The following is a 21,660-nucleotide window of genomic DNA, read 5'->3' as shown; positions in this document are numbered from 1 at the left end:
GTAATAACAACTCATAACATAATACCATTTTTTTACGAAAAAAACAAGAAAAGACCGTTTTTTTATTAAGTGTTTATCCATTCGTATAGGTAGTCAGGAGATTGTTAGTGGGCGCGGTTTAAATAGTGAAACTGATTTCTAATATTTTCATAAAAATCTCTTACTCCCATATTCTTTAAATTAATAAAGGGTTTCTCGATAAAATGCCAGGATAAAAAGGAAAATAATAATACAAAAGGAATAGCGAGTATCAGGTTCGTATACCACTGTATGGTTTCACCGAATAAATGTGTTATGATTTGCTGTATCGGGAATGCATATATGTAAATGCCATAAGATAAATCACCGCCTGCTGCAAACCGGTTTAATTTGATATGTGGTGTAAATGCTAAATAAAGAACAATATATGGCAATAATATAGTTGAAGTTATTTCAAATCCGCGAAACTGGGTAGCCAGTAATAATACTGCAACACTAATGATGAAATAAGTAGTTCTGATCTTAATTATATCCTTGAAACAAAAAAATAAAGTACCGGCAAAAAAGCAGACAGCCAACTTAAGACTTAATTGGGGTAAACCAGGGAATTCCCATTTCATAACATAGGAAGTGAAAGTAAAAAGAAACAATGGTAATATAAATTGCTTTTTCAGTAATTTTAATAATCCTAATATACCGATTAGGATATAACAGTTAAATTCATGCATTAAAGTCCATAAGGAACCATTAACGGCATTTTGATAAATATTATCCTGAAAGACTCCCGGCAGACTGTACTGCATATGGTACAAGGTAATGGAAGATAAATACCGGTAGGTGTTTTCATTTTGAAAATATTCTTTTAAAGGATATGTAGTAAATATGGCTCCTAATATGAAAGTACTGATAGCTACCACCGTTATTATTCCGGGGAAAATTCTTAATATCCTTGCTTTCATAAATTGAAATATATTATTTGTATTGTCCCAGCTCCTGGCGATAAGAAATCCACTTATTATAAAAAAAACTTTAACTGCCAAATTTCCAAAGGTTAACTGACCATGGGTAAAGATATAAAATAGTTCCTTTTTATTATCTCCATATACCAGGGGAAAGGAATGTGACACTATAACAAATATTGCCGCAATAAATCTGAGAAAGTCAAAATTATTGCATCGTCCCTTTGCCAGTTCCTTCAGTAATATACTTTTTTTGTCCATATTATACTCCGTTCCTGCATTCAATTTTGAACGCTATTAGCAATCATACTACATATCTCAAAATTATACAAATTTTTTCAGTAATTTCATTAAGATAGGCAGGCTCTAATTAATCTTAGGAAAATCTTAAGATTTTATCAACATTATCCTAAGAAGGCCGATTATTATATCTGCTAAAATAGAGATTAAGTATTATGAAAGAGGTGGTATTATGGATGGGACTGTTCTTGTTGTTGATGATGAAAAAGAAATTGCTGATTTAGTCGAGCTGTACTTAAAAAGTGAAAATTATACGGTCTATAAGTTTTATTCTGCAACGGATGCAGTGGATTTTCTTAATAAAAATAAAGTTGATCTGGCAATTTTAGATGTTATGCTTCCCGGTGTCAGTGGATTTACTATATGTCAGAAAATAAGGGAAAAATATAATTATCCGGTCATTATGCTTACTGCAAAGGATGAAGAAATTGATAAAATTACAGGGCTTACGATTGGAGCAGATGATTATATTACAAAACCTTTCCGGCCGTTAGAGCTGGTGGCAAGGGTGAAAGCACAGCTTAGAAGGTACTTAAGATATAACAGCGGAATGGAACAGGAAGAGAATATCATAGAATTATCTGGCCTGGTTATTAATATAGATACCCACGAGTGTACTTTAAATGAGAAACCGTTATCCTTAACACCAACTGAATTTTCCATACTAAAAATTCTGAGCCAGAAAAGGGGAAACGTAGTTAGTGCCGAAGAATTATTCCATGATATATGGAAGGATGAATATTACAGTAAAAGTAATAATACAATAACCGTTCATATACGGCATTTGCGGGAAAAGATGGGCGATTCCGTAGATAATCCCAAGTACATTAAAACGATATGGGGGGTAGGTTATAAAATTGATAAATAAAAAAAAGAAAAAAAATGATTATACAAAATTCGAACAGAAGTTATCCCTGTATATTTTCCTTATTGCGGTTGGTACGGGAGTTTTGATTTCCATTCTCATGTCATTAATTGCAGGCAAACTAGGGAATGCTGTCGTGGCTTTTCTTCAGAGGCAATTTTTTTTGGATTATGAGGATGCCATTACCATCTATCAATATAGTCTTCGTAATAATAAAACTTTTATTATTGCGTTAGCCGGCATTATAGGATTTTGGATCATACTGCGGATTTTTATTTCCGTAATGACTCATTATTTTGATGAAATCAGTCAGGGACTGGATGCTTTAATGGATCAGAATGATAGGGATATTATCTTGTCTCCTGAAATGAGTTTTTTGCAGGTACGTTTAAATGAATGCAAATATATTTTAAAACAAAGGGAACAGGACGCTAAACTGGCGGAACAAAGAAAAAATGATTTAGTCGTATACTTAGCCCATGATATTAAAACTCCGCTGACATCGGTTATAGGATATCTGAGTCTTTTGGAGGAAGCTCCCGATATGCCCGCAAAGCAGGAAGAAAGATATGTAAAGATTGCCTTAGATAAGGCTTACCGGCTGGAAAAGCTTATAAATGAATTTTTCGAAATAACCAGATATAATCTTCAGAATATTGTCTTAGAGAAAGAAGATATTGATTTATATTATATGCTGGTTCAGTTAGCCGATGAATTTTATCCGTTATTAGAACCGTATGGAAAAAAAGCGGTAATCCATGCCGATGAAAATATTGTTTTATATGGTGATTCTGAAAAATTAGCAAGAGTTTTTAATAATATTCTAAAAAACGCCATAACCTACAGCGCAGAAAATACTGTAATTCATATTACTGCTAAATTAAGGGATAATGAAATAATTATTACATTTCAGAATTCCGGTAAAACCATTCCCAGAGAAAAATTAAATTCCATCTTTGAAAAATTCTTTCGTTTGGATGACGCCCGCGTAACCAACACCGGCGGAGCAGGTTTAGGCCTTGCCATTGCGAAAGAAATTGTTGCATTACATGGCGGTACCATTTATGCGGAGAGTGAAAATGGGACTACAACATTTACGGTAACCTTGCCGGTAAATAAAGAGCTTTAGCAGGGTTGTCAGGAATATTAATTAAGCTTAGTAAAGTTTATATTTTTTCTTAATAAAGTATCAATTGGAAATTAAAATATTTACAGCTTCCTTACGGTACAATAAAAATACCGATTAGGAACCGAGCACTTCTCCGAAAGGTTTAAATTTCTTTATGGAGGGACAGGTATGAATTATTATGACGATACGAAAAGAAAAAGAAGGAGAAAGGAGATTCTATTTGCCAAATTATACTGCATTCTTTTATTTGGTATGTTGGTACTGGCTATTTTAGTTACATTACTTTTAACAAATTATAAAGGGGAAAATTTAACGAAATTACCGAATACCATATCGAAAGGATTGGATTATTTAGAATCAGGCCATGGGATTGAAAATAAGTATGAAACCAACTCAAAAGAGAATCAATACCAAACGCAAGAAACTCAGAATCTGGCAAAACAAGATAAGAGCCAGGATTTTAACAGGGTAACCGGTTATGATAACGGGCAAAATGTAAATACTGTCAGGAAAGCCGATTTAAGCTTGGATGTGGAAAATCTGTATAGTCCGGAGGCCATTCTGCTGGAACGAAAGAACGGAAACATTATCGCAGACAATAATGGGGATAAAAAGATATATCCGGCATCTATGACAAAAATAATGACTGCAATCCTGGCAATTGAAAATATACCGGATTTAAATGAAAAATTAAAAATTCCATCGGATATATACCAGGATTTATATGCCGAGGGGGCCTCTCTGGCCGGTTTTGAACCTGGAGAAGCAGCCACCGCAAAAGATCTGATCTATGGCATTTTACTTCCATCGGGGCAGAGTGCTGTTTGACTATTGCATTACAGATTTCCGGTACTGAAACAGCTTTCTCTGATCTTATGAATCAAAAGGCAGAAGAGTTGGGAATGCCCAATACACATTTTTGCAATTCCACCGGTTTGCATAATGAAAGCCACTATACAACAGTGAAAGATATGGCTGTCCTTTTAAATTATGCTCTTCAAAATGATGTATTCCGTAGTATCTTTACCAGCAGCAGGTATACTGTGGCATCGACCAATAAACATCCGGATGGTTTCACTTTTGTCAGTACAATGTTTAAATCCATGGATCATATGGAGGTGGAGGGTGGTGAGATACTGGGAGGTAAGACAGGATTTACCAGTGAAGCGGGTCTGTGTCTGGCAAGTTTGGCAAATATAAACGGTAAAGATTATATACTTGTTACTGCTGGAGCGAAAGGAGATCATTCCACGGAGCAATTTAATCTTACAGATGCATTTTCGGTTTATGGTCAAATTGGTCAGGAATTAGCTAAAGTAGACCATAAATAAGTATGTTAAATATATTTATCTCAAAGAAATAATATAATTTAATCAAAATAAAAAAGAAAATAATACATTGAGTTAAAAACAGAATCCGGATAAAATAATTAAATATTTATGAAACCGGAAGATAAACTTCACTTAAGTTTCTTTGGTTCGCGAGCGTATTCATACATTCAAGCAAGCTTGGTGATTGCTCGATTTGCTTTCGCGGAAAAAAATCAGAACAGGAGCTGTATATATGAGTATTATTTTTGATAACAAGCAGAAAAGTTTTATTTTACAGGCAAAAAATTCAACTTATATTATTAAGATTTTAAGAGATAAGTATTTATCCCATATTTATTGGGGAGGTAAAATAGCAAATCCGGCGGTAGACCAGATTGAAAACAGCACATCCAGATGTTCCTTCAGTGCCAACCCGGATGAAGATACATCCTTTTCGTTGGACAGCGTGCCCAGTGAATATCCCGCATACGGTAATACGGATCTTCGGATGCCGGCTTATCAGATCCAATTGGAAAATGGTACAAGAATAACGGATTTGACTTATGATTCTTATGAAATCATAAAGGGAAAACCAAAACTAAAAGGTCTTCCGGCAGTTTATACGGATAATGACAGGGAAGCAGATACCCTTTTCATAACTTTGGCCGATCCTTTGATAGGGTTAAAGGTAATATTATCCTATACGGTTTTTTCTGATTATGACGCTGTAATCCGCTCCGCAAGGCTTGTAAACAATGGTAATTCCAGGTTAAATGTATTAAGGGCACTTAGTATGAGTGTGGATTTTGACCATTCGGATTTTGACATGCTGAGTTTATCCGGAAGCTGGGCATGAGAACGCCATGTGGTAAAAAGACCGGTTGTAAATGGAACACAATCCATAGAAAGCAGACGGGGTGCCAGCGGCCATTCTGAAAATCCGTTTATTGCTTTATTAAGTAAGAATGCAACAGAAACCCAAGGTCAGGTATATGGTTTCAGTTTTGTTTACAGCGGTAATTTCTTAGCCAGTGCGGAAGTGGACCAGTATAAAACAACAAGAGTTGTAATGGGTATAAATCCTTTTGATTTTAACTGGTTATTGGACCAAGGGGGAGAATTCCAGACTCCTGAAGTTGTGATGGTATACTCTGGTAACGGACTTGGAGAAATGTCAAGAACGTATCATAAACTTTACCGCAACCGTCTGGCCAGAGGTAAGCACCGTAATGCGATAAGACCTATTGTAATTAATAACTGGGAAGCTACTTATTTTGATTTCAATGAAGAGAAACTCAAAGCCCTTGCCAAAGACGCATCACAATTAGGCATTGAATTACTGGTATTAGATGACGGATGGTTTGGCAAGAGAAATTCAGATAACAGCAGTTTAGGTGACTGGTTTGTAAATAAGGAAAAATTACCGGGAGGGCTGAAATCCCTGGCCGATGCGGTAAATGAATACGGTATGGGATTCGGATTATGGTTTGAACCGGAAATGATTTCACCTGACAGTGATTTATACCGGACACATCCGGATTGGTGTATTCATGTTCCAGACAGGCAAAGAAGCTTAGGGCGAAACCAGCTGATTTTAGACCTGACAAGATCAGATGTGCAGGATGCTGTTATTAAAATGATATCGGATGTTTTATCCAGTGCCAATATTACTTATGTAAAATGGGATATGAACCGCAATATGTCAGAAATCGGTTCCGATTTATTACCTCCTGAACGCCAAATGGAGACGGCTCACCGTTATATATTAGGACTTTACCGTATCCTGGAAAGTATTACCGAGCGGTTCCCGGAGATTTTATTTGAAAGCTGTTCCGGTGGCGGCGGACGTTTTGATCCCGGAATTCTTTATTATATGCCTCAAAATTGGACCAGTGATGATACGGATGGAGTAGAACGCTTAAAGATACAATTCGGTACCAGCATTATATATCCCTGCAGCGTCATGACGGCACATGTATCTGCTGCTCCGAATCATCAAACCGGAAGAAGTACTTCTATGGAATTCAGGGGAGATGTAGCCATGGCCGGCAATTTTGGTTATGAACTGGATGTTACCAAAATGACGGAAGAGGAAAAGGAAGTAATAAAAGAGCAGGTCAAAACTTATAAAGAAATCAGGCAGTTGGTACAATATGGAGATTTTTACCGCTTACTTAGTCCTTTTGACGGAAATGTAACTGCGTGGATGTATGTTTCAGAAGATAAAAAAGATGCGGTAGTATTTTTCTACAAAATTTTAACTACACCAAATGATGCCCTATACCACTTTCAATTAACCGGACTTAAGGAAGATGTTGATTATACGGTAAATGGTGACGATACGGTAATCAGTGGTGCCCAATTAATGAACTATGGTTTAAATGTACCCACCCAGTTAGGATGGGGTGATTTTAAGAGTAAACGTTACCGGCTGAAGATGAAATAACAGTCAGGATCTGAAAAGAGGGTTATATTTCACGATTTATTTCGAAATATAACCTCTTTTTTATTTCCGCGAAAGCAAAGTGAGAATTAGCAAGCTTGCTTGTAATAATTCGAGCGGACACGCGAACCGGAGAAACCCGCAAAGCGAGTTTCTTTCGGTTCTTAAGGGTAACTATGTCCTGTTGAGCAAAATCCATTATGCGTTTAGTCACATTTTGTAAACTTAATGTATATTATGTCTATATAATTATTTTTATGGCGAATTGATAGAATGGTTACCTCAGTTCGAGTTTATGCTCAGACTGAAATGCCTGAGCAGCAGGTATAAGGATAGAGCAGCGGACCTAAGAATATCCGCTTTGACTGAAATGGTAACTGTAACGAGATAGCTGTATATGGCGGTGCCCGAATCTGCATCCGTATAAATAATTATTAAGCATTAAGGATGGGTATAAATACCTGCTGTGTATACCGTGCGACAGAAATAAAAATATACCATATGCGGATTTCATAAAAAACCATACGTTTAATCAAGTATTATGCCATGGAGACTTTTGGTTGCTATGCTCAGAATTCAAACTAATATTATCATGAAGGAGGAATTTTATCATGCCAGTATCCATTTTACTTCCAAGTGATGATACTTTTATTGCTACAGGTTACCCCACAACGGTCTTTGGCAGTTATCCCTTTTTATATATCGGTGTATATATAGCTCCGGGAGATAATTACAGGACGTTGATAAAATTTGACCTGTCCGCTATCCCTCAAGGCAGTATCATCACTGAGGCGTTATTAAATCTTTATATCTTCAGAAAAGACGTACCCGGTCCGGAAATAATAAGCATAAATTTAAATCAAAGCGACTTCAATCAGAATACGGTGACGTATTCAACTGCACCTGCCATTACACCCACGGGAATTACGGCAACCGTTACCGACGCTGATTTAAATAGTTTTATCAGCATTGATATCACTCAGCTTGCAGAACAATGGCATACGAATCCTGCGGCAAATAACGGTATTACAATAACCGGTCCTGAAAATACCTATTCTTTAATTGGCAGCTATAGTACTAATTTTTCAGACAGCAGCTTATATCCATTTCTTCAGGTAACATACCAGGACAGCTGTAACTGTACCAGTGACATGATCAATGTCGTAACTCAATCTGGTGACTACACTATTAATGAGTCCAATACGCTATTGTTAAACCAAAGAATACTTGGTACTTTCAGTGTTGAAAATACCGGGTTTACCAATGGACTTGCCGTACTTCAAATTCTGAACGGCAGTAACATCTGGGTGGATGAGAAGTCGGAAGAGGTAAGTCCCGGACAGACAAAGGTGTTGTCTACCACAGCCTCCAGGCTCGATGAGAGAATATCTATTGTCGGTATCATTGATCCGATCATCTCCGGAGTTGTTGGCAGTACCCTGGATGCAAACGGCAACCTATTTAATCCGAATAACGCAGCCCTTACCTTTAGTTCGGATAATCCGGATTTTCCCGTAGACCCCAATTCAGGTATTATTACAATCAATAATTCCGGTTCTGCCGTAATAACCGTGACCACAAAAAATATTGACGGTCCCGGTATATCATTTACTGTCATTGCCATAGGAAGCAACTCCGTATATAATCAGACCCAGAGTACTTTCTATACTACGATTCAACAGGCCATAAATGCCGCCAATCCGGGTGATGTTATCCAGGTCGGACCCGGAAACTATCCTGAAAACGTAACAATTGACAGGCGGATTACTCTAAATGGTTCCGGTAGCGGCGCCGGCGGGACTAGAATCAATCCGGCTGCGGGAGTCGGCATATCAATTTCAAACGGAGGATTAAATACTTCAGAGCGCCTGGTAATATCAGATCTTCAGGTCACCGGCGCTACCCAGGGGATTTCAACCATAGGAAGCAACCAGCCCAGTTTTATTACACTATCCAATGTGGCATTGTTAAATAATTTGAATAACGGGTTTAATATTAATATCTCTCCCGCTTTTCCTGTTATGAACGATCTGATTGTAACAGGCAGCAACTTCTCAAATAATGCTATTGCAGGATTCAGGGTACCAACCTACGCCCAGGTTTCCAATGTAACCATCCAAAACAGTATGTTTAACGGAAATACCAATGGAATACTTGTATTTTCAGGAACTGCTATATTTAACAACATTAATATTAACAATTCCCAGTTTAATAACAATACCTCAAAAGGGATGTATTATGAAGCGTTAAACAATGCATTTCTAACAAACAATACCATCAATAACAGCGGTACCAACGGAAGTTTTGCAGCCGGTATCGATATCAACCTTAAAAACGGCAACTATCAGAACGTCAATCTCATTAACAATACGGTAACCAACAGCGGGAACGGCGACCCTGTAAACGGTGCGGCTGCCGTAATAAAAGGCAGGAATGACGGAACTAACAATGGCACCCTTACCGATGTGACCGTATCCGGCGGCACTTACTCAAATGCCCCGGTTGGTATACGGTTTGGCGAGACCGGCCGAAACAACAGTTATCCGACGGATACCATTGTAACCGGTGCTACAATTGCAAACAATGGAATCGGGCTGCAGAATGTTACAACAGTTGTAATTACCCAAAGTAATAATACCTTTATCAATAATGGAGTAAATATAGCAGGCAGCTTTAATTAAATAAGGCAGGAATTATGGAATTACCAAAGGGGCTGCCGCACAAATGCGGCGCCCTATTTCATTAGAGATGTTTATCACATTTTAAAGTATTAAAATAGCGTGTGATTTTATCCAACAGAGACACGCTATTCTTTTACTAATCTATGTGATAAATATGCAAGATTTCTGAGGTACCGTCCTGCTAACCAATTTTTACCACTATACTACGGCTTCCTGGTCTGCAGATTGGTTGATGATTGGCAATAATTGGAGTATAATATTCCGGTAACAAAAAATTTTATAAATTTGGGAGGTTATAATGGAATTTAATGAAGTCATTGATATGTACAGGAATATAGTAAAAAGATTTTCCAAGATTGAAGGGAAGCCCTGGGGAGTGGAAGGCGGCATGATGGAACTGTCTAAACAGGTTGGGGAACTATCCAAATGTGTTATGCTGCAGGAAAATTACTATTGCTTTTCTGCTGATAATCCGGAAGAAAATCTAATTAAGATTGGAAATGAACTGGCTGATGTGTTCGGACAAATTATAAGGATAGCCGATTATTACAAGATAGACCTTTTAGAAGCGCATATTGCTGCACGGGAAGATGAAGATAATTATTTAAAAGGAAAAGGAGTCTAGTCTCTGTGGAGGTATCGGATGGAAATAATTGATGTCAATGACAGCAATTTAAAACTATTTACAACAGTTTTAATAGAATCAGCAGAGTGGTTAAATTCAATAAAACAATCAATGTGGAAAGTAGAGGACTTAACTCCTGAAATCTTGCTAAAAAGTTATGACATGGAAGATATGAAATTATGTTATGCTAATGGCAATTTAATCGGAGTCTATATTCTACAGTGGTATGATGCTTTATTTTGGCCTGAGTTAAGAAAAGAGGATACGGGTTGCGTAACTTTTATGAGTCTGCCGGATTTCAAATATTAGACAGGGTTTTTATAGATAACAGAGACCAGATCAGATACATAAAAACACTGGATGCAGATTGATTAAGATTTTAAAAAATGAATAATATAATATATCGAACTTTCATACTCATATAATAATAATGATAATCTTGAGGACTTTAATGGAAATATATGTGGTTCAGCAAGGTGATAGTATATATTCGATAGCAGAAAAATATGGGGTCTCGGTTGAAAAAATAATACAAGATAATGAACTGCAATATCCTTATGACTTAGTTATTGGGCAAGCTATGGTGATAGCTTTTCCGAAACAGTCACACATTGTACAGGATGGTGACACATTACAAAGTATCGCTGATTTTTATCATGTCACACTTATGCAGCTATTAAGAAATAATCCTAATCTTTCAGAAAGAAAATTTTTATATCCGGGTGAATCGCTGATAATTAGTTATAATACGAGCAGAAGTATAACAACAAATGGTTTTGCTTATCCATTTATAAGGCGGGAAACATTGATTAAAACTTTACCAAACCTAACTTATCTGTCTGTTTTTAATTACACAGTTACTGAAAAAGGTGAAATGGTTACATATTATGATGATACAACTATAATAAAAACCATAAAAGATTATCTTGTTATTCCTCTTTTAGTATTAACCACTTTAACACCTCAAGGAGTGCCTGATATTAAGACAGCATATGACATATTATTAAATGAAGAATATCAGGATAATGCTATTAATCAATTTATTTCCATAATGCATAGTAAGGGTTATCTGGGTATCAATTTATTTTTAGATTTTTTAAATGAAAATAATCAATCACTTTACCATAACTTAATACAAAGAATATCTAATCGTCTGCAACAGGAAAACTTTAAATTCTTTATTACCATTAATTATGATGTGCGTAAAGAGGATGGTACTATAGTAATAGAACAAGTGAATTATTCTAATTTTAGCAGTTATGTTGACGGGATGATTTTTTTAAAATTTGTATGGGGTACTAATGATAACCCTCCGGCGCCGGTTAGTAATATTTCTTATTTAAGGGCATTAACTGAATATGTTATTTCTCAAGTATCACCGGATAAAGTTATTGTTGGCAAACCGATTCTTGGTTACGATTGGAGATTACCATTTATACCTAATGAATCATATGCCACTTCCCTTACAATAAATTCAGTTTTAATTTTAGCTAATGATGCTGGTGCAATCATTGAATTTGATGAGGAATCACAAACACCTTATTTTTATTATTACGAGTTTGGCTTTACTTATCCGGCTCAACATGTTGTTTGGTTTATTGATGCTAGAAGTATAGAGGTACTGAATAGATTGATTATCGATTATTTACTTAATGGAAGCGGGGTATGGAATATAATGATCTATAATCAACAATTATGGACAATTACAAATTCTACTTTTGACATAGTTAAATTAATATAACTATAGCCTTGAATGTTAAAGGAATGCTATGAAGTATGGAAGTATAAATTTATTTTTTTAAGACAGAGTGGATTGAATTTAATAACTGGAAATACAATATCGAAAATATGTTCTGTTTTTTGTTGCGGAAATTGATTCCGCGTGATAAAATATAGAAAGAACATCCGATTTGATTCGGAAGTGAGTTCGATAAAACGTTTAAATAGTGAGGAATTATGATAATCAGTGCATCCCGCAGAACCGACATACCGGCATTTTATTCAGATTGGTTTATGAACCGGTTAAAAGATGGATATATATTAACCAGGAATCCTATGAATCACTCCCAGATAAGTAAAATATTACTCACACCGGAAGCAGTAGATTGTATTGCTTTCTGGACAAAAGACCCTAAAAATATTATGGATAAATTACCTGTTATAGATGATTTAGGGTATCAATATTATTTTCAATTTACCTTAACACCGTATAACCGGGAGATCGAATTATTTTTACGTAATAAAGAAGAAATTATCAATACTTTTATAGAACTATCCGGAAAAATAGGTAAAAATAAAGTTTTATGGCGTTATGATCCCATTATACTGAACAAGGATTTAACGATAGAGTATCACCTGGAACATTTTCAGTATTTATGCAGTAAACTTAGTGGTTTTACCAGGATCTGTAATATCAGTTTTGTGGATATCTATAGTAAGCTTAGCAAATCTGTTAAAAATAATTTGTTAAGAGAAATAACACAAGAGGAAATGATAAATCTAACCTCCGGTTTTGCTAAAATAGGCAATAGTTTTGGTATAGAACTGCGTGCCTGTTGTGAGAGTGAGAGGGTTGATTTATCGGCTTATGGAGTAAGACAAGCCAGCTGTATTGATAAAGCTGTTATAGAAGAAATATGCGGCTGCAGTCTGGAGGTAAAAGGAGATATGAATCAACGAGCAGGCTGCGGCTGTATTCAGAGTACAGATATAGGGGGTTATAATACCTGTAAAAACGGTTGTATCTACTGTTATGCTAATTATAGTTATCAGGCAGTAGAAAACAACTGTCGGAAACATAATCCCAAAGCTGCTATCTTAATAGGAGAAGTTGGTAATGAAGAAAAGATTGTGGAAAAGAAAATGTCATCCTGTAAAAAATTATTATAATTTTCAAAGGAAGTTTACGATTCCTGGTTACTGGCAAAATCCAGTTTTTAAAACAGCCGCTTTAGTAATTCATTGCGGCTGTTTCGCTGTACCCAAGTATGAAAGAGATTTATTGATTCATTAATATATATCACGGTTTTCCAGTTTATAATCAACGATGGATAATTTACGGATGATATCAATTCCATATGGACATTTTGGCAGGCAGACACCGCATTTTGTACAACGGTTCGCTTTCACATCAATTTTAGAATAAGCCAGGCTGGCTTGTTCTTTATTGCCGAACCAGAAACGAAGTCTTTCTTTTAGTGCGAAATCGGAAGCATTGGTTACGATTCCATCACCCATTTGTCTGTCGAAATATCCTTCACATTTAAAGATTTCAGGAATTGGAAGACCTTCCGGACATGGTAAGCATTTATTACATTGTCTGCATACATAATTACCTAATTCAGGTGCATCCTGATAAAGCGTTTCTATTTCTTCCTGTGTCATAGGCTTAAAATCCTGAACATATTTTAAGTCAGTCTCAAGCATTTCACGGTTGTTCATACCAGTAACTACCACAGATACTGGCTGACTCAGTGCATAGCGGAAACCATTGGCAGCAGAACGCCATAATAATCCGTCTGCGATCGGTTTCATTAGTATAATTGCCGTTTCTTTCTCATGTGCTAAAGGCAGTAGTTCATTCTGAATTTCAGGATAGTTAAAATGGTCGTAATAGTTAATGGTCGTCATTACTGCATCAAAAGGGTATTCTTTCAATGCACGGATCAAAACATCCGGTTGTCCATGCATGGAGATACCAATATGATTTACTTTACCTTCTTCTTTTGCCTTACGGGCACCTTCTAAAGCTCCGCCAGGACCAAGTATGGTATCTAACTCTTCCATAGTTCCCACAGCATGCATAATAAAGAGATCGACATGATCCGTACGAAGGTTTTTCAGACTTCTGTCAAGAGATTCCAGGCATTTATCTTTCGTTCTCTCACCGGTTTTAGTAGCCAGTATGTATTCATTTCTTCTATGAGAAACACTATGTCCTATTTTTCGTTCAGATTCTCCGTCACCATAACTGGCTGCGGTTTCGATATAATTACCGCCTGCGTCCAGATATTGATTTAATAGATATTCCGCTTCTGTAGCTGGTATTTCCAATAAATGGAAACCGCCAAATCCTAAAACTGATGTTTTCAAACCGGTTTTACCAAATGCTCTTTTTTCCATAATTTCCTCCTTGTATTGGTTAAAGTACTTTAGTTATTTGTAGAAGTTGGTTAATTACCAATTTAACTTCTATTATAGTATAATAGCGGACCTAATGAAACATGATAAATGTATAAAAATTAAATGAAAGTTTTGTTGATAAATATCAGTAAGTTAGAATTCAGGCAAATGAACGGAAAATTATTCCTGAATATCCTTACATATATTATCATAAACAGGTAATACTAGTAGAGTAACTTATTACTAATTTTTCGTAAAGGATTGATAAAATGGAACAAGAAGATAAAACTCCGGGAATTAAAATAACGACAGGTACGAACTTGGTAAAAGAACAAATCAAATCAAAAAATAATAAAAACGCTTTAAATGGTGCATCAGCCATTGTACCAAGAGCGGGATATTACCCGCAAAATGAATGTAATCCGGATAACGGCGCATTTTTTGAAGAAAGAAGCAACCCTTTAAGCAGCAAAGGAAATTAAACAAACATGTCGAATGTTTTAAGTAAATCAACCGGAGTGACCAAACCATTTATTAAAATGACCTCTTTAAAATTACACCCCAAATGTTTTTAAATCTATCATAAAAATATTTGGGGTGTATATATGTTTACAGATATTTTTGTTTGTTTTTTTTATTAAGTTCTTAAAAATTACAATTGATTCGTAATCATAAAATCAGTTTTCAATTCCATTTATTGCTGGGTTAATTGTTCAATAAAATATTTGGCAGCAGAAGATAATGGAATATTACTATTATAGGCGGCTACTAATTTTCTGGTTGGCAAGGTTTCACTTACTTTCATGGTTACCAGTTTGGATTGGTCTTTTAAGCAAAAATCCGGTATAAATGCAATACCAAGCCCAATCTTTGCTAAATCAATTAATAAATCGTTACTGCTAAGTTCTATGGCAGGTACTAAATCCAGAGAATGCTGTAAAAATAAATTATGAAGAAATTCACTGGTAGTTGAATGTTTGGTTAACATCAGGATAGGATACTGCAGTAATTCTTCCAACGTATATGGTTCATCCTTAATAGGAAAGAAATCGGAATTACCGATAAAAACATCCTGAAATTCCAAAATTGGTTCAATATACATACTGTTAACCAAAGCCGAGTTAGGAGAGTTGGTAACGATAATATCAACTTCATTAGCCTCTAACATTTTAGCACATTGAAAGGAGGTTCCGTTGGTTACTTTTATATGAATATCCGGATATTTCCGATGAAAATCTTCTAAATATGGCACCAGGAAATATCTGCATATGGTATCGCTGGCTCCCAGACGTAACTGACTTTCGCCCAAAGCAGCAGCTTCTAAAAGTTGGTTTTCACCACGACTGATCAAATTAATCGCAGGTTCTATATGTTTAAATAAGAGTTCGCCCTCTTTGGTAAGCGTAACTTTTTTGGTGCTGCGAATAAAGAGAGTCTGGCTAAGATTGGTTTCCAGTACTTTGATCGACTGACTCACTGCGGACTGAGATATAAAAAGTGATGCTGCAGCCTCTGAGAAACTCAGGGTTTTTGCTACATAATAGAACACTTTATATAATTCATAATTTATATCCATGTTGAGTCTCCTTTCTATTCTATCTGGTTGTAGGTAATTGTGAAACCAGAATATTGCATTTATATGCCATGCAATTAATACAATTTCAGAGCTGAATCTTGCCCGAAAGGCAACTGAAGCTATGAAATTCGTATTAATTGTATGGTATATTCAGAAAACTATATAGTTTCGCAATTACCTACTATCTGGTTGGGATAATTTCTAACCAATAGCCATCCGGGTCACTAATAAAATAAATGCCCATAGCAGTGTTTTCATAACAGATGCAGTTCATTTCTTTATGTTTTTTGTAAGCTGCATCAAAATCATCTACAACAAATGCCAGATGAAATTCATTATCCCCAAGATCATAAGGATGCTCCCAATCACTAAGCCAGGTTAATTCCAAGAGGTGGGTGGTTTCATTATCGCCTAAAAAAGCAATGATAAAACTGCCGTCCTCCGGTTCTATTTTCTTAGTAACCTTAAGACCCAATGCTTCTTCATAAAATTTGATAGAATTTTCTAAGTTGATTACATTCAGATTATTATGTGCAAATTTAAATTTCATATTTTTACCCATTACCACAATTAATAAAGAGTGGAAGATTGTGGCAGCCTTTCTTGTTTAATATTTCTTTCACTACCATTATGGTACCGATAATCAGTACCGGGGATAATTGTGAGAAGATGTTTGTACCGGTTATACTTCATAAATCTGGCCTTCTTCTTTTATGTCCATAATTCTATTAGAATATTCTTCGGCATTTCCCATATTTTTAAGCTTGGAAATAATGGTATAATCTTTCCAAAAATGCATGGGAAAAGCAAGTGCTGTTTTGGTTGATTTCATAAAATAATCAAAACCCCACCAGAAACGATCTTCCTGCCTTGGATCAAGCGGGAGAAAAGCTACATCAAAATGCCGGTCTTTTATTTTTAATATTTCCGTCTGGAAACGGTCGGTCATATCCGTATACTCTTCTTTTGTTTCACCCTCCCAGGACCACCAGTTTAAATCCCCGGCATGATAGATCACCTTGCCGTTAACGGTAACGATAAAGGCAACACCCTCATCCGTAGAAGTCAATGTTTCTACAAGGAGATTGGAAGATTTATTATCCAGGGATGAATCAGGGTGCCCGTCTTTGGTGCTGCTTTTTACCGGAAAAGTTTTGGTTTCATTCTTACCGATAAAATAAATATGCGGCCTGATACTTTCCGGAATATTCTTTCGATCCATATAAGCTTCATTCATACGTATATCACTCGATAAAATAAAAGTAATTTCAGGATAGATTTTAGCAAGTTCAAAAATTTCTAAATTAAAATGATCCTGATGCTTATGACTGGAAAATACATAAACATCTTTTTTCTTATGAAACAAAGGTATGGTTCCTTTATAATAATCAAAAATTAAAACCGTGGTTTCTGTCTCTACGCAAAAACCGCTATGGTGAATATAAGTTATTTTCACAGGAAACCTCCTTGGATATCTCCCAGTATTACTAACCTTATATTATTCTACCTCAAAGATAGCAATTTGTATAGATGGAGAATGGAAAAGTGAGGCAAACTGTAACGAAAACACTTATAAAAATAGATACTTTGTATTAGTACTGCTTATTAAAAGGTTTATATATATTAATTTCTTTTATAAAAGGTATTATGCTATAATAGTGGCAGAAACTTATGAAATGAATGATGCAGGTAATTGCGAAACTCCACTAATGTGTCTATATACCATGCAATTCATACAATTTCAGAGATGAATCTTGCCCGGAGGGCAACTGAAGCTCTGAAATTCGTATTAATTGTACGGTATATTCAGAAAACTATAGTTTTGCAATTCGTTAAATGAATGATATATGGAAAGGATAATAACTATGAGCAGCGTAAAGCGAATCTATGTAGAGAAGAAAAACCCCTATGCTGTAAGGGCAAAAGAATTATTCGATGAAATAAAAAGCTATCTTGGTATGAGTAACTTAAAACAAGTAAGGGTTTTAATCCGTTATGATATAGAGAATGTCAGTGAAGAAACTTACAGGAAAGCTTTAGGAACTGTTTTTTCCGAACCGCCTGTTGACATGTTATACGAGGAATCTTTTCAAAAAGCAGAGAACGATAGAATCTTCACAGTTCAGTATTTACCCGGTCAATTTGACCAAAGGGCAGATTCTGCAGAGCAATGTGTAAAATTGCTGAATGAGAATGAAGAACCCATGATCCGTACCGCTACTACTTACATTTTATCCGGAGATATCAGCGACGAAGATTTTAATAAAATAAAGGCTTATTGCATAAACCCGGTAGATTCTAAAGAAACCGATGAGGAAAAACCGGAAACATTAGAAACAGTATTTGAAGAACCTGCAGATGTACTAATCTTTGACGGGTTTATTTCCATGTCAGAAACGGAATTAAAAGAGTTATATCAATCCCTTAATCTGGCTATGACCTTTCAGGATTTTCTTCATATCCAGAATTATTTTGCAATAGAGGAGAAACGTGACCCATCCAAAACCGAAATCCGTGTTTTGGATACCTATTGGTCCGATCATTGCAGACATACCACCTTTTTAACGGAATTAAAAGACATACAATTTGAAGACGGATTTTATAAAGAACCTATACGGAAAGCTTATGAAAGTTATCTATCCAGCCGGGAAGTTTTATATAAAGACAGGGATGATAAATATATCTCTTTAATGGACATTGCATTAATAGCCATGAAGAAATTAAAAGCAGACGGTAAATTAGAGGATATGGAGGTTTCCGATGAAATTAATGCCTGCTCCATTGTAGTACCGGTAGAAATTGACGGTAAAACGGAAGAATGGCTGGTATTCTTTAAAAACGAAACCCATAACCATCCTACGGAGATTGAACCTTTCGGCGGAGCTGCAACCTGTCTTGGAGGAGCAATCAGAGATCCCCTGTCAGGAAGAGGTTATGTATACCAGGCAATGCGTATAACCGGAGCGGCAGATCCTACCGTCTCTTTAGAAGATACCTTAAAAGGAAAGTTACCTCAGAGAAAAATTGTGACCGGTGCAGCTAACGGTTATAGTTCTTATGGTAACCAGATCGGACTTGCTACAGGATTAGTGGATGAAGTTTATCACCCGAATTATGTGGCAAAAAGGATGGAAATAGGTGCGGTTATGGGAGCAGCTCCCCGTAAGAATGTAATCCGGGAAAATTCCGATCCGGGTGATATTATTATTTTATTGGGAGGAAGAACAGGACGTGACGGCTGCGGCGGAGCAACCGGTTCATCCAAGGTTCATACAACCGAATCCATTGAAACCTGCGGAGCCGAAGTACAAAAAGGAAATGCACCTACGGAAAGAAAGTTACAGCGTTTATTCCGCCGGGAAGAAGTAAGCAGATTAATTAAGAAATGTAATGACTTTGGCGCAGGCGGTGTGTCAGTTGCCATTGGTGAATTAGCGGAAGGCCTTCATATCTATCTGGATAAAGTTCCAAAAAAATACGCAGGGCTTGACGGAACAGAACTTGCAATTTCTGAATCACAGGAAAGAATGGCTGTGGTTGTAGATAAAAAAGACGTATCCAGGATGCTTATCTTTGCAGAAGAAGAGAACCTGGAAGCTGTTGTTGTTGCAGAGGTCACTAAAGAACCAAGGCTGGTTATGATATGGAGAGACAAAGAAATCGTAAATATTTCAAGAGTTTTCCTTGACACCAACGGAGCTCATCAGGAAGCGGATGCCCTGGTTACTCTGCCGAAAGCAGAAGAGAATTATTTTAATAAAGAAAATAATTATAATATAGATATAAAAGAAAAATGGTTACAAACTTTAAAGGACTTAAATGTATGCTCTAAGAAGGGACTGGTAGAGATGTTTGACAGTTCCATCGGAGCTGCAACCGTAACCATGCCTTACGGAGGCAAATATCAATTAACCCCGATTCAGACAATGGTTGCAAAGTTACCGGTATTAAAAGGCAAATGTGATACTGTTACTATGATGAGTTATGGCTTTGATCCTTATCTCTCAAGCTGGAGTCCTTACCATGGTGCTGTTTATGCTATTATATCTTCCGTAGCTAAAATAGTTGCAGCAGGCGGTGATTATAAGAAAATTCGTTTTACATTCCAGGAATATTTCAGAAGGCTTGGAACCGATGCAAAACGTTGGGGTGAACCATTAACTGCACTTTTGGGTACATTTGATGCCCAGATGAAGTTAGGCCTTCCGTCCATCGGCGGTAAAGACAGCATGTCAGGAACCTTTAATGATATTGATGTACCTCCTACATTGGTTTCCTTTGCAGTTAATGTAGCTGATATTCACGATGTTATCACACCGGAACTAAAAACACCTGGTAATATACTTGTTAAGTTTGATATGGAAAAAGATGTTTATGACCTGCCTGTCTATGAGCAGATTAAAGCTCTTTATGATAAGATTCAGATACTTACGAAGGATAAAGTATTGGTTTCTGCTTATGCCTTAGGGGGGTATGGTATAGCGGAAGCAGTTAGTAAGATGGCATTTGGTAATCAGCTGGGTGTCCTGATCAATCAGAAAGTAGGTAAGGAAGAATTATTTGCTCCGGCCTACGGCTCCATACTTGCGGAACTTAAGGAAGAGGATCTGATTAAACTGGACAGGATTAATATAACCTATAAAATAGCAGGTAAAGTAATCCCACAGCCTAAGTTTTTAATAGGTGGTGCAGAAATTACCATGGAAGAAGCGTTATCCTCCTGGACGGCTGCTTTAGAGAAAGTATTTCCTACCCGCTCTATGTTAGAACCTGAGATTAAGAATAAGAAGACGGAACCATATTTATTTGATGCAAAGACAGTTTACATTGCAAAAAATAAAGTAGCGAAACCGAAAGTATTTATACCGGTATTTCCGGGAACCAACTGTGAATATGACAGCTTAAAGGCTTTCGAATTGGCTGGGGCTGAGGTAACTACCACCGTATTTAAAAATTTAAACGCAGGAAATATCAGAGATTCCGTAGATGCGTTTGAAAAGGGGATTAATGAAGCGCAGATTCTTATGTTCCCGGGTGGTTTCTCCGCAGGAGATGAACCGGATGGTTCCGGTAAATTTATTGCTACCGCATTCCGTAATGACAGGATTAAGGAAGCTGTTAATAACCTGCTTAAGAATAGGGATGGTTTAGTCCTTGGTATCTGCAACGGTTTTCAGGCATTGATAAAATTAGGGTTGGTACCTTATGGTGAAATCACACCTCAAAGGGAAGATTCTCCCACTTTAACTACGAATAATATTGGCCGTCATATCTCCAAATCCGTATATACTAAAGTGGTATCCAATAAATCTCCATGGTTAACTATGGCAGAATTGGGCGGTATCTATGCAATTCCGGCATCCCACGGCGAGGGCAGGTTTGTTGCAAATGAGGAATGGATTAAGAAATTATTTGCAAATGGCCAGGTAGCCACCCAGTATGTGGATATGGATGGAAATCCCACCATGGACGAGGATTATAATCCTAACAGCAGCTATTATGCAATTGAGGGAATTACAAGCCCTGACGGCAGAGTACTTGGCAAAATGGCTCATTCCGAAAGAAGAGGAGATGGTGTGGCAGTGAATATATACGGCAACCAGAACCAGTATATCTTTGAATCCGGCGTAAATTATTATAAATAGATATCATGAATAATATAGGGAATTGA

15 protein-coding genes and 2 pseudogenes are annotated in these 21,660 nt (G+C 36.5%); 12 read left to right on the top strand and 5 right to left on the bottom strand.

Annotation, left to right across the window (positions count from 1 at the left end; genetic code table 11):
• Window positions 1-104: 104 nt before the first annotated feature.
• Entirely contained in the window at window positions 105-1,199 is a 1,095-nt protein-coding gene (locus Ana3638_RS21355; protein ID WP_161839840.1) for an acyltransferase family protein, read from the bottom strand.
• 211 nt (window positions 1,200-1,410) lie between these two features.
• On the opposite strand from Ana3638_RS21355, the gene vanR reads away from it, so the two are divergent.
• From vanR to Ana3638_RS21310, 10 genes and pseudogenes are all read left to right on the top strand, one after another.
• The gene (gene vanR / locus Ana3638_RS21350) at window positions 1,411-2,106 is read left to right on the top strand and encodes a VanR-ABDEGLN family response regulator transcription factor (RefSeq protein ID WP_161839839.1); all 696 of its coding nucleotides are present in this window, start codon (window positions 1,411-1,413) and stop codon (window positions 2,104-2,106) included.
• A complete protein-coding gene (gene vanS, locus Ana3638_RS21345; RefSeq protein WP_161839838.1) occupies window positions 2,096-3,232 on the top strand; it encodes a vancomycin resistance histidine kinase VanS in 1,137 nt (378 codons plus the stop codon). The genes vanR and vanS overlap by 11 nt, the downstream gene beginning before the upstream one ends.
• 168 nt (window positions 3,233-3,400) lie before the next feature.
• Window positions 3,401-4,563: pseudogene (locus Ana3638_RS27155) on the top strand (D-alanyl-D-alanine carboxypeptidase family protein).
• Window positions 4,564-4,795: 232 nt separating this feature from the next.
• Window positions 4,796-5,635, top strand: a pseudogene (locus tag Ana3638_RS26595) (glycoside hydrolase family 36 N-terminal domain-containing protein); the annotation flags it as partial.
• Window positions 5,612-6,988, top strand: coding sequence for an alpha-galactosidase (locus Ana3638_RS26590; RefSeq protein ID WP_330588056.1), 1,377 nt, complete (start codon window positions 5,612-5,614; stop codon window positions 6,986-6,988). The pseudogene Ana3638_RS26595 and the gene Ana3638_RS26590, both read left to right, overlap by 24 nt.
• A 608-nt stretch (window positions 6,989-7,596) precedes the next feature.
• On the top strand, window positions 7,597-9,666 hold the full coding sequence (locus Ana3638_RS21330) for a DNRLRE domain-containing protein (RefSeq protein WP_161839837.1): 2,070 nt from the start codon (window positions 7,597-7,599) through the stop codon (window positions 9,664-9,666).
• A 298-nt stretch (window positions 9,667-9,964) separates the two neighbouring features.
• Window positions 9,965-10,291 carry a MazG-like family protein gene (locus Ana3638_RS21325; RefSeq protein ID WP_161839836.1) on the top strand — a complete coding sequence of 109 codons (327 nt, stop codon included), beginning with the start codon at window positions 9,965-9,967 and terminating at the stop codon, window positions 10,289-10,291.
• A gap of 18 nt (window positions 10,292-10,309) precedes the next feature.
• The gene (locus Ana3638_RS21320; RefSeq protein WP_246240456.1) at window positions 10,310-10,600 is read left to right on the top strand and encodes a hypothetical protein; all 291 of its coding nucleotides are present in this window, start codon (window positions 10,310-10,312) and stop codon (window positions 10,598-10,600) included.
• Window positions 10,601-10,742: 142 nt separating this feature from the next.
• Window positions 10,743-12,032: a LysM peptidoglycan-binding domain-containing protein gene (locus Ana3638_RS21315; RefSeq protein ID WP_161839835.1), complete on the top strand. Its 1,290-nt coding sequence runs from the start codon at window positions 10,743-10,745 to the stop codon at window positions 12,030-12,032.
• A gap of 215 nt (window positions 12,033-12,247) precedes the next feature.
• Entirely contained in the window at window positions 12,248-13,180 is a 933-nt protein-coding gene (locus Ana3638_RS21310) for a DUF1848 domain-containing protein (RefSeq protein ID WP_161839834.1), read from the top strand.
• A gap of 120 nt (window positions 13,181-13,300) precedes the next feature.
• On the opposite strand, the gene Ana3638_RS21305 is transcribed toward Ana3638_RS21310, so the two are convergent.
• A complete protein-coding gene (locus Ana3638_RS21305; RefSeq protein WP_161839833.1) occupies window positions 13,301-14,413 on the bottom strand; it encodes an aldo/keto reductase in 1,113 nt (370 codons plus the stop codon).
• 269 nt (window positions 14,414-14,682) lie between these two features.
• Between Ana3638_RS21305 and Ana3638_RS21300 the strand changes: the two genes are divergently transcribed.
• Window positions 14,683-14,895 carry a hypothetical protein gene (locus Ana3638_RS21300; RefSeq protein WP_161839832.1) on the top strand — a complete coding sequence of 71 codons (213 nt, stop codon included), beginning with the start codon at window positions 14,683-14,685 and terminating at the stop codon, window positions 14,893-14,895.
• 212 nt (window positions 14,896-15,107) lie between these two features.
• Here Ana3638_RS21300 and Ana3638_RS21295 read toward each other — a convergent pair whose 3' ends face one another.
• The 3 genes from Ana3638_RS21295 to Ana3638_RS21285 all read right to left on the bottom strand — a co-directional run bounded on the left by Ana3638_RS21295 (window position 15,108) and on the right by Ana3638_RS21285 (window position 17,445).
• A complete protein-coding gene (locus Ana3638_RS21295; RefSeq protein ID WP_161839831.1) occupies window positions 15,108-15,989 on the bottom strand; it encodes a LysR family transcriptional regulator in 882 nt (293 codons plus the stop codon).
• A 181-nt stretch (window positions 15,990-16,170) separates the two neighbouring features.
• Window positions 16,171-16,539 carry a VOC family protein gene (locus Ana3638_RS21290; RefSeq protein WP_161839830.1) on the bottom strand — a complete coding sequence of 123 codons (369 nt, stop codon included), beginning with the start codon at window positions 16,537-16,539 and terminating at the stop codon, window positions 16,171-16,173.
• A 132-nt stretch (window positions 16,540-16,671) separates the two neighbouring features.
• On the bottom strand, window positions 16,672-17,445 hold the full coding sequence (locus tag Ana3638_RS21285) for an MBL fold metallo-hydrolase (RefSeq protein WP_161839829.1): 774 nt from the start codon (window positions 17,443-17,445) through the stop codon (window positions 16,672-16,674).
• A 409-nt stretch (window positions 17,446-17,854) separates the two neighbouring features.
• Between Ana3638_RS21285 and Ana3638_RS21280 the strand changes: the two genes are divergently transcribed.
• Window positions 17,855-21,634 (top strand): phosphoribosylformylglycinamidine synthase, encoded by a 3,780-nt coding sequence (locus Ana3638_RS21280; RefSeq protein WP_161839828.1) that lies wholly within the window; start codon window positions 17,855-17,857, stop codon window positions 21,632-21,634.
• The last annotated feature ends 26 nt before the right edge of the window (window positions 21,635-21,660 follow it).

This window comes from Anaerocolumna sedimenticola (genome assembly GCF_009931695.1).
In the GTDB taxonomy this organism is placed as follows: domain Bacteria; phylum Bacillota; class Clostridia; order Lachnospirales; family Lachnospiraceae; genus Anaerocolumna; species Anaerocolumna sedimenticola.
This window is presented reverse-complemented; position numbering and strand designations above follow the sequence as displayed.

Excerpts from the sequence above, each read along its gene's own strand:
- Ana3638_RS21280 (WP_161839828.1), top strand. The coding sequence starts at position 17,855 with ATGAGCAGCGTAAAGCGAATCTATGTAGAGAAGAAAAACCCCTATGCT.
- Ana3638_RS21355 (WP_161839840.1), bottom strand. The coding sequence starts at position 1,199 with ATGGACAAAAAAAGTATATTACTGAAGGAACTGGCAAAGGGACGATGC.
- Ana3638_RS21295 (WP_161839831.1), bottom strand. The coding sequence starts at position 15,989 with ATGGATATAAATTATGAATTATATAAAGTGTTCTATTATGTAGCAAAA.
- Ana3638_RS21325 (WP_161839836.1), top strand. The coding sequence starts at position 9,965 with ATGGAATTTAATGAAGTCATTGATATGTACAGGAATATAGTAAAAAGA.
- Ana3638_RS21320 (WP_246240456.1), top strand. The coding sequence starts at position 10,310 with ATGGAAATAATTGATGTCAATGACAGCAATTTAAAACTATTTACAACA.
- Ana3638_RS21300 (WP_161839832.1), top strand. The coding sequence starts at position 14,683 with ATGGAACAAGAAGATAAAACTCCGGGAATTAAAATAACGACAGGTACG.
- vanR (WP_161839839.1), top strand. The coding sequence starts at position 1,411 with ATGGATGGGACTGTTCTTGTTGTTGATGATGAAAAAGAAATTGCTGAT.
- Ana3638_RS21315 (WP_161839835.1), top strand. The coding sequence starts at position 10,743 with ATGGAAATATATGTGGTTCAGCAAGGTGATAGTATATATTCGATAGCA.
- Ana3638_RS21290 (WP_161839830.1), bottom strand. The coding sequence starts at position 16,539 with ATGAAATTTAAATTTGCACATAATAATCTGAATGTAATCAACTTAGAA.
- Ana3638_RS21305 (WP_161839833.1), bottom strand. The coding sequence starts at position 14,413 with ATGGAAAAAAGAGCATTTGGTAAAACCGGTTTGAAAACATCAGTTTTA.
- Ana3638_RS26590 (WP_330588056.1), top strand. The coding sequence starts at position 5,612 with ATGGGTATAAATCCTTTTGATTTTAACTGGTTATTGGACCAAGGGGGA.
- Ana3638_RS21330 (WP_161839837.1), top strand. The coding sequence starts at position 7,597 with ATGCCAGTATCCATTTTACTTCCAAGTGATGATACTTTTATTGCTACA.
- Ana3638_RS21310 (WP_161839834.1), top strand. The coding sequence starts at position 12,248 with ATGATAATCAGTGCATCCCGCAGAACCGACATACCGGCATTTTATTCA.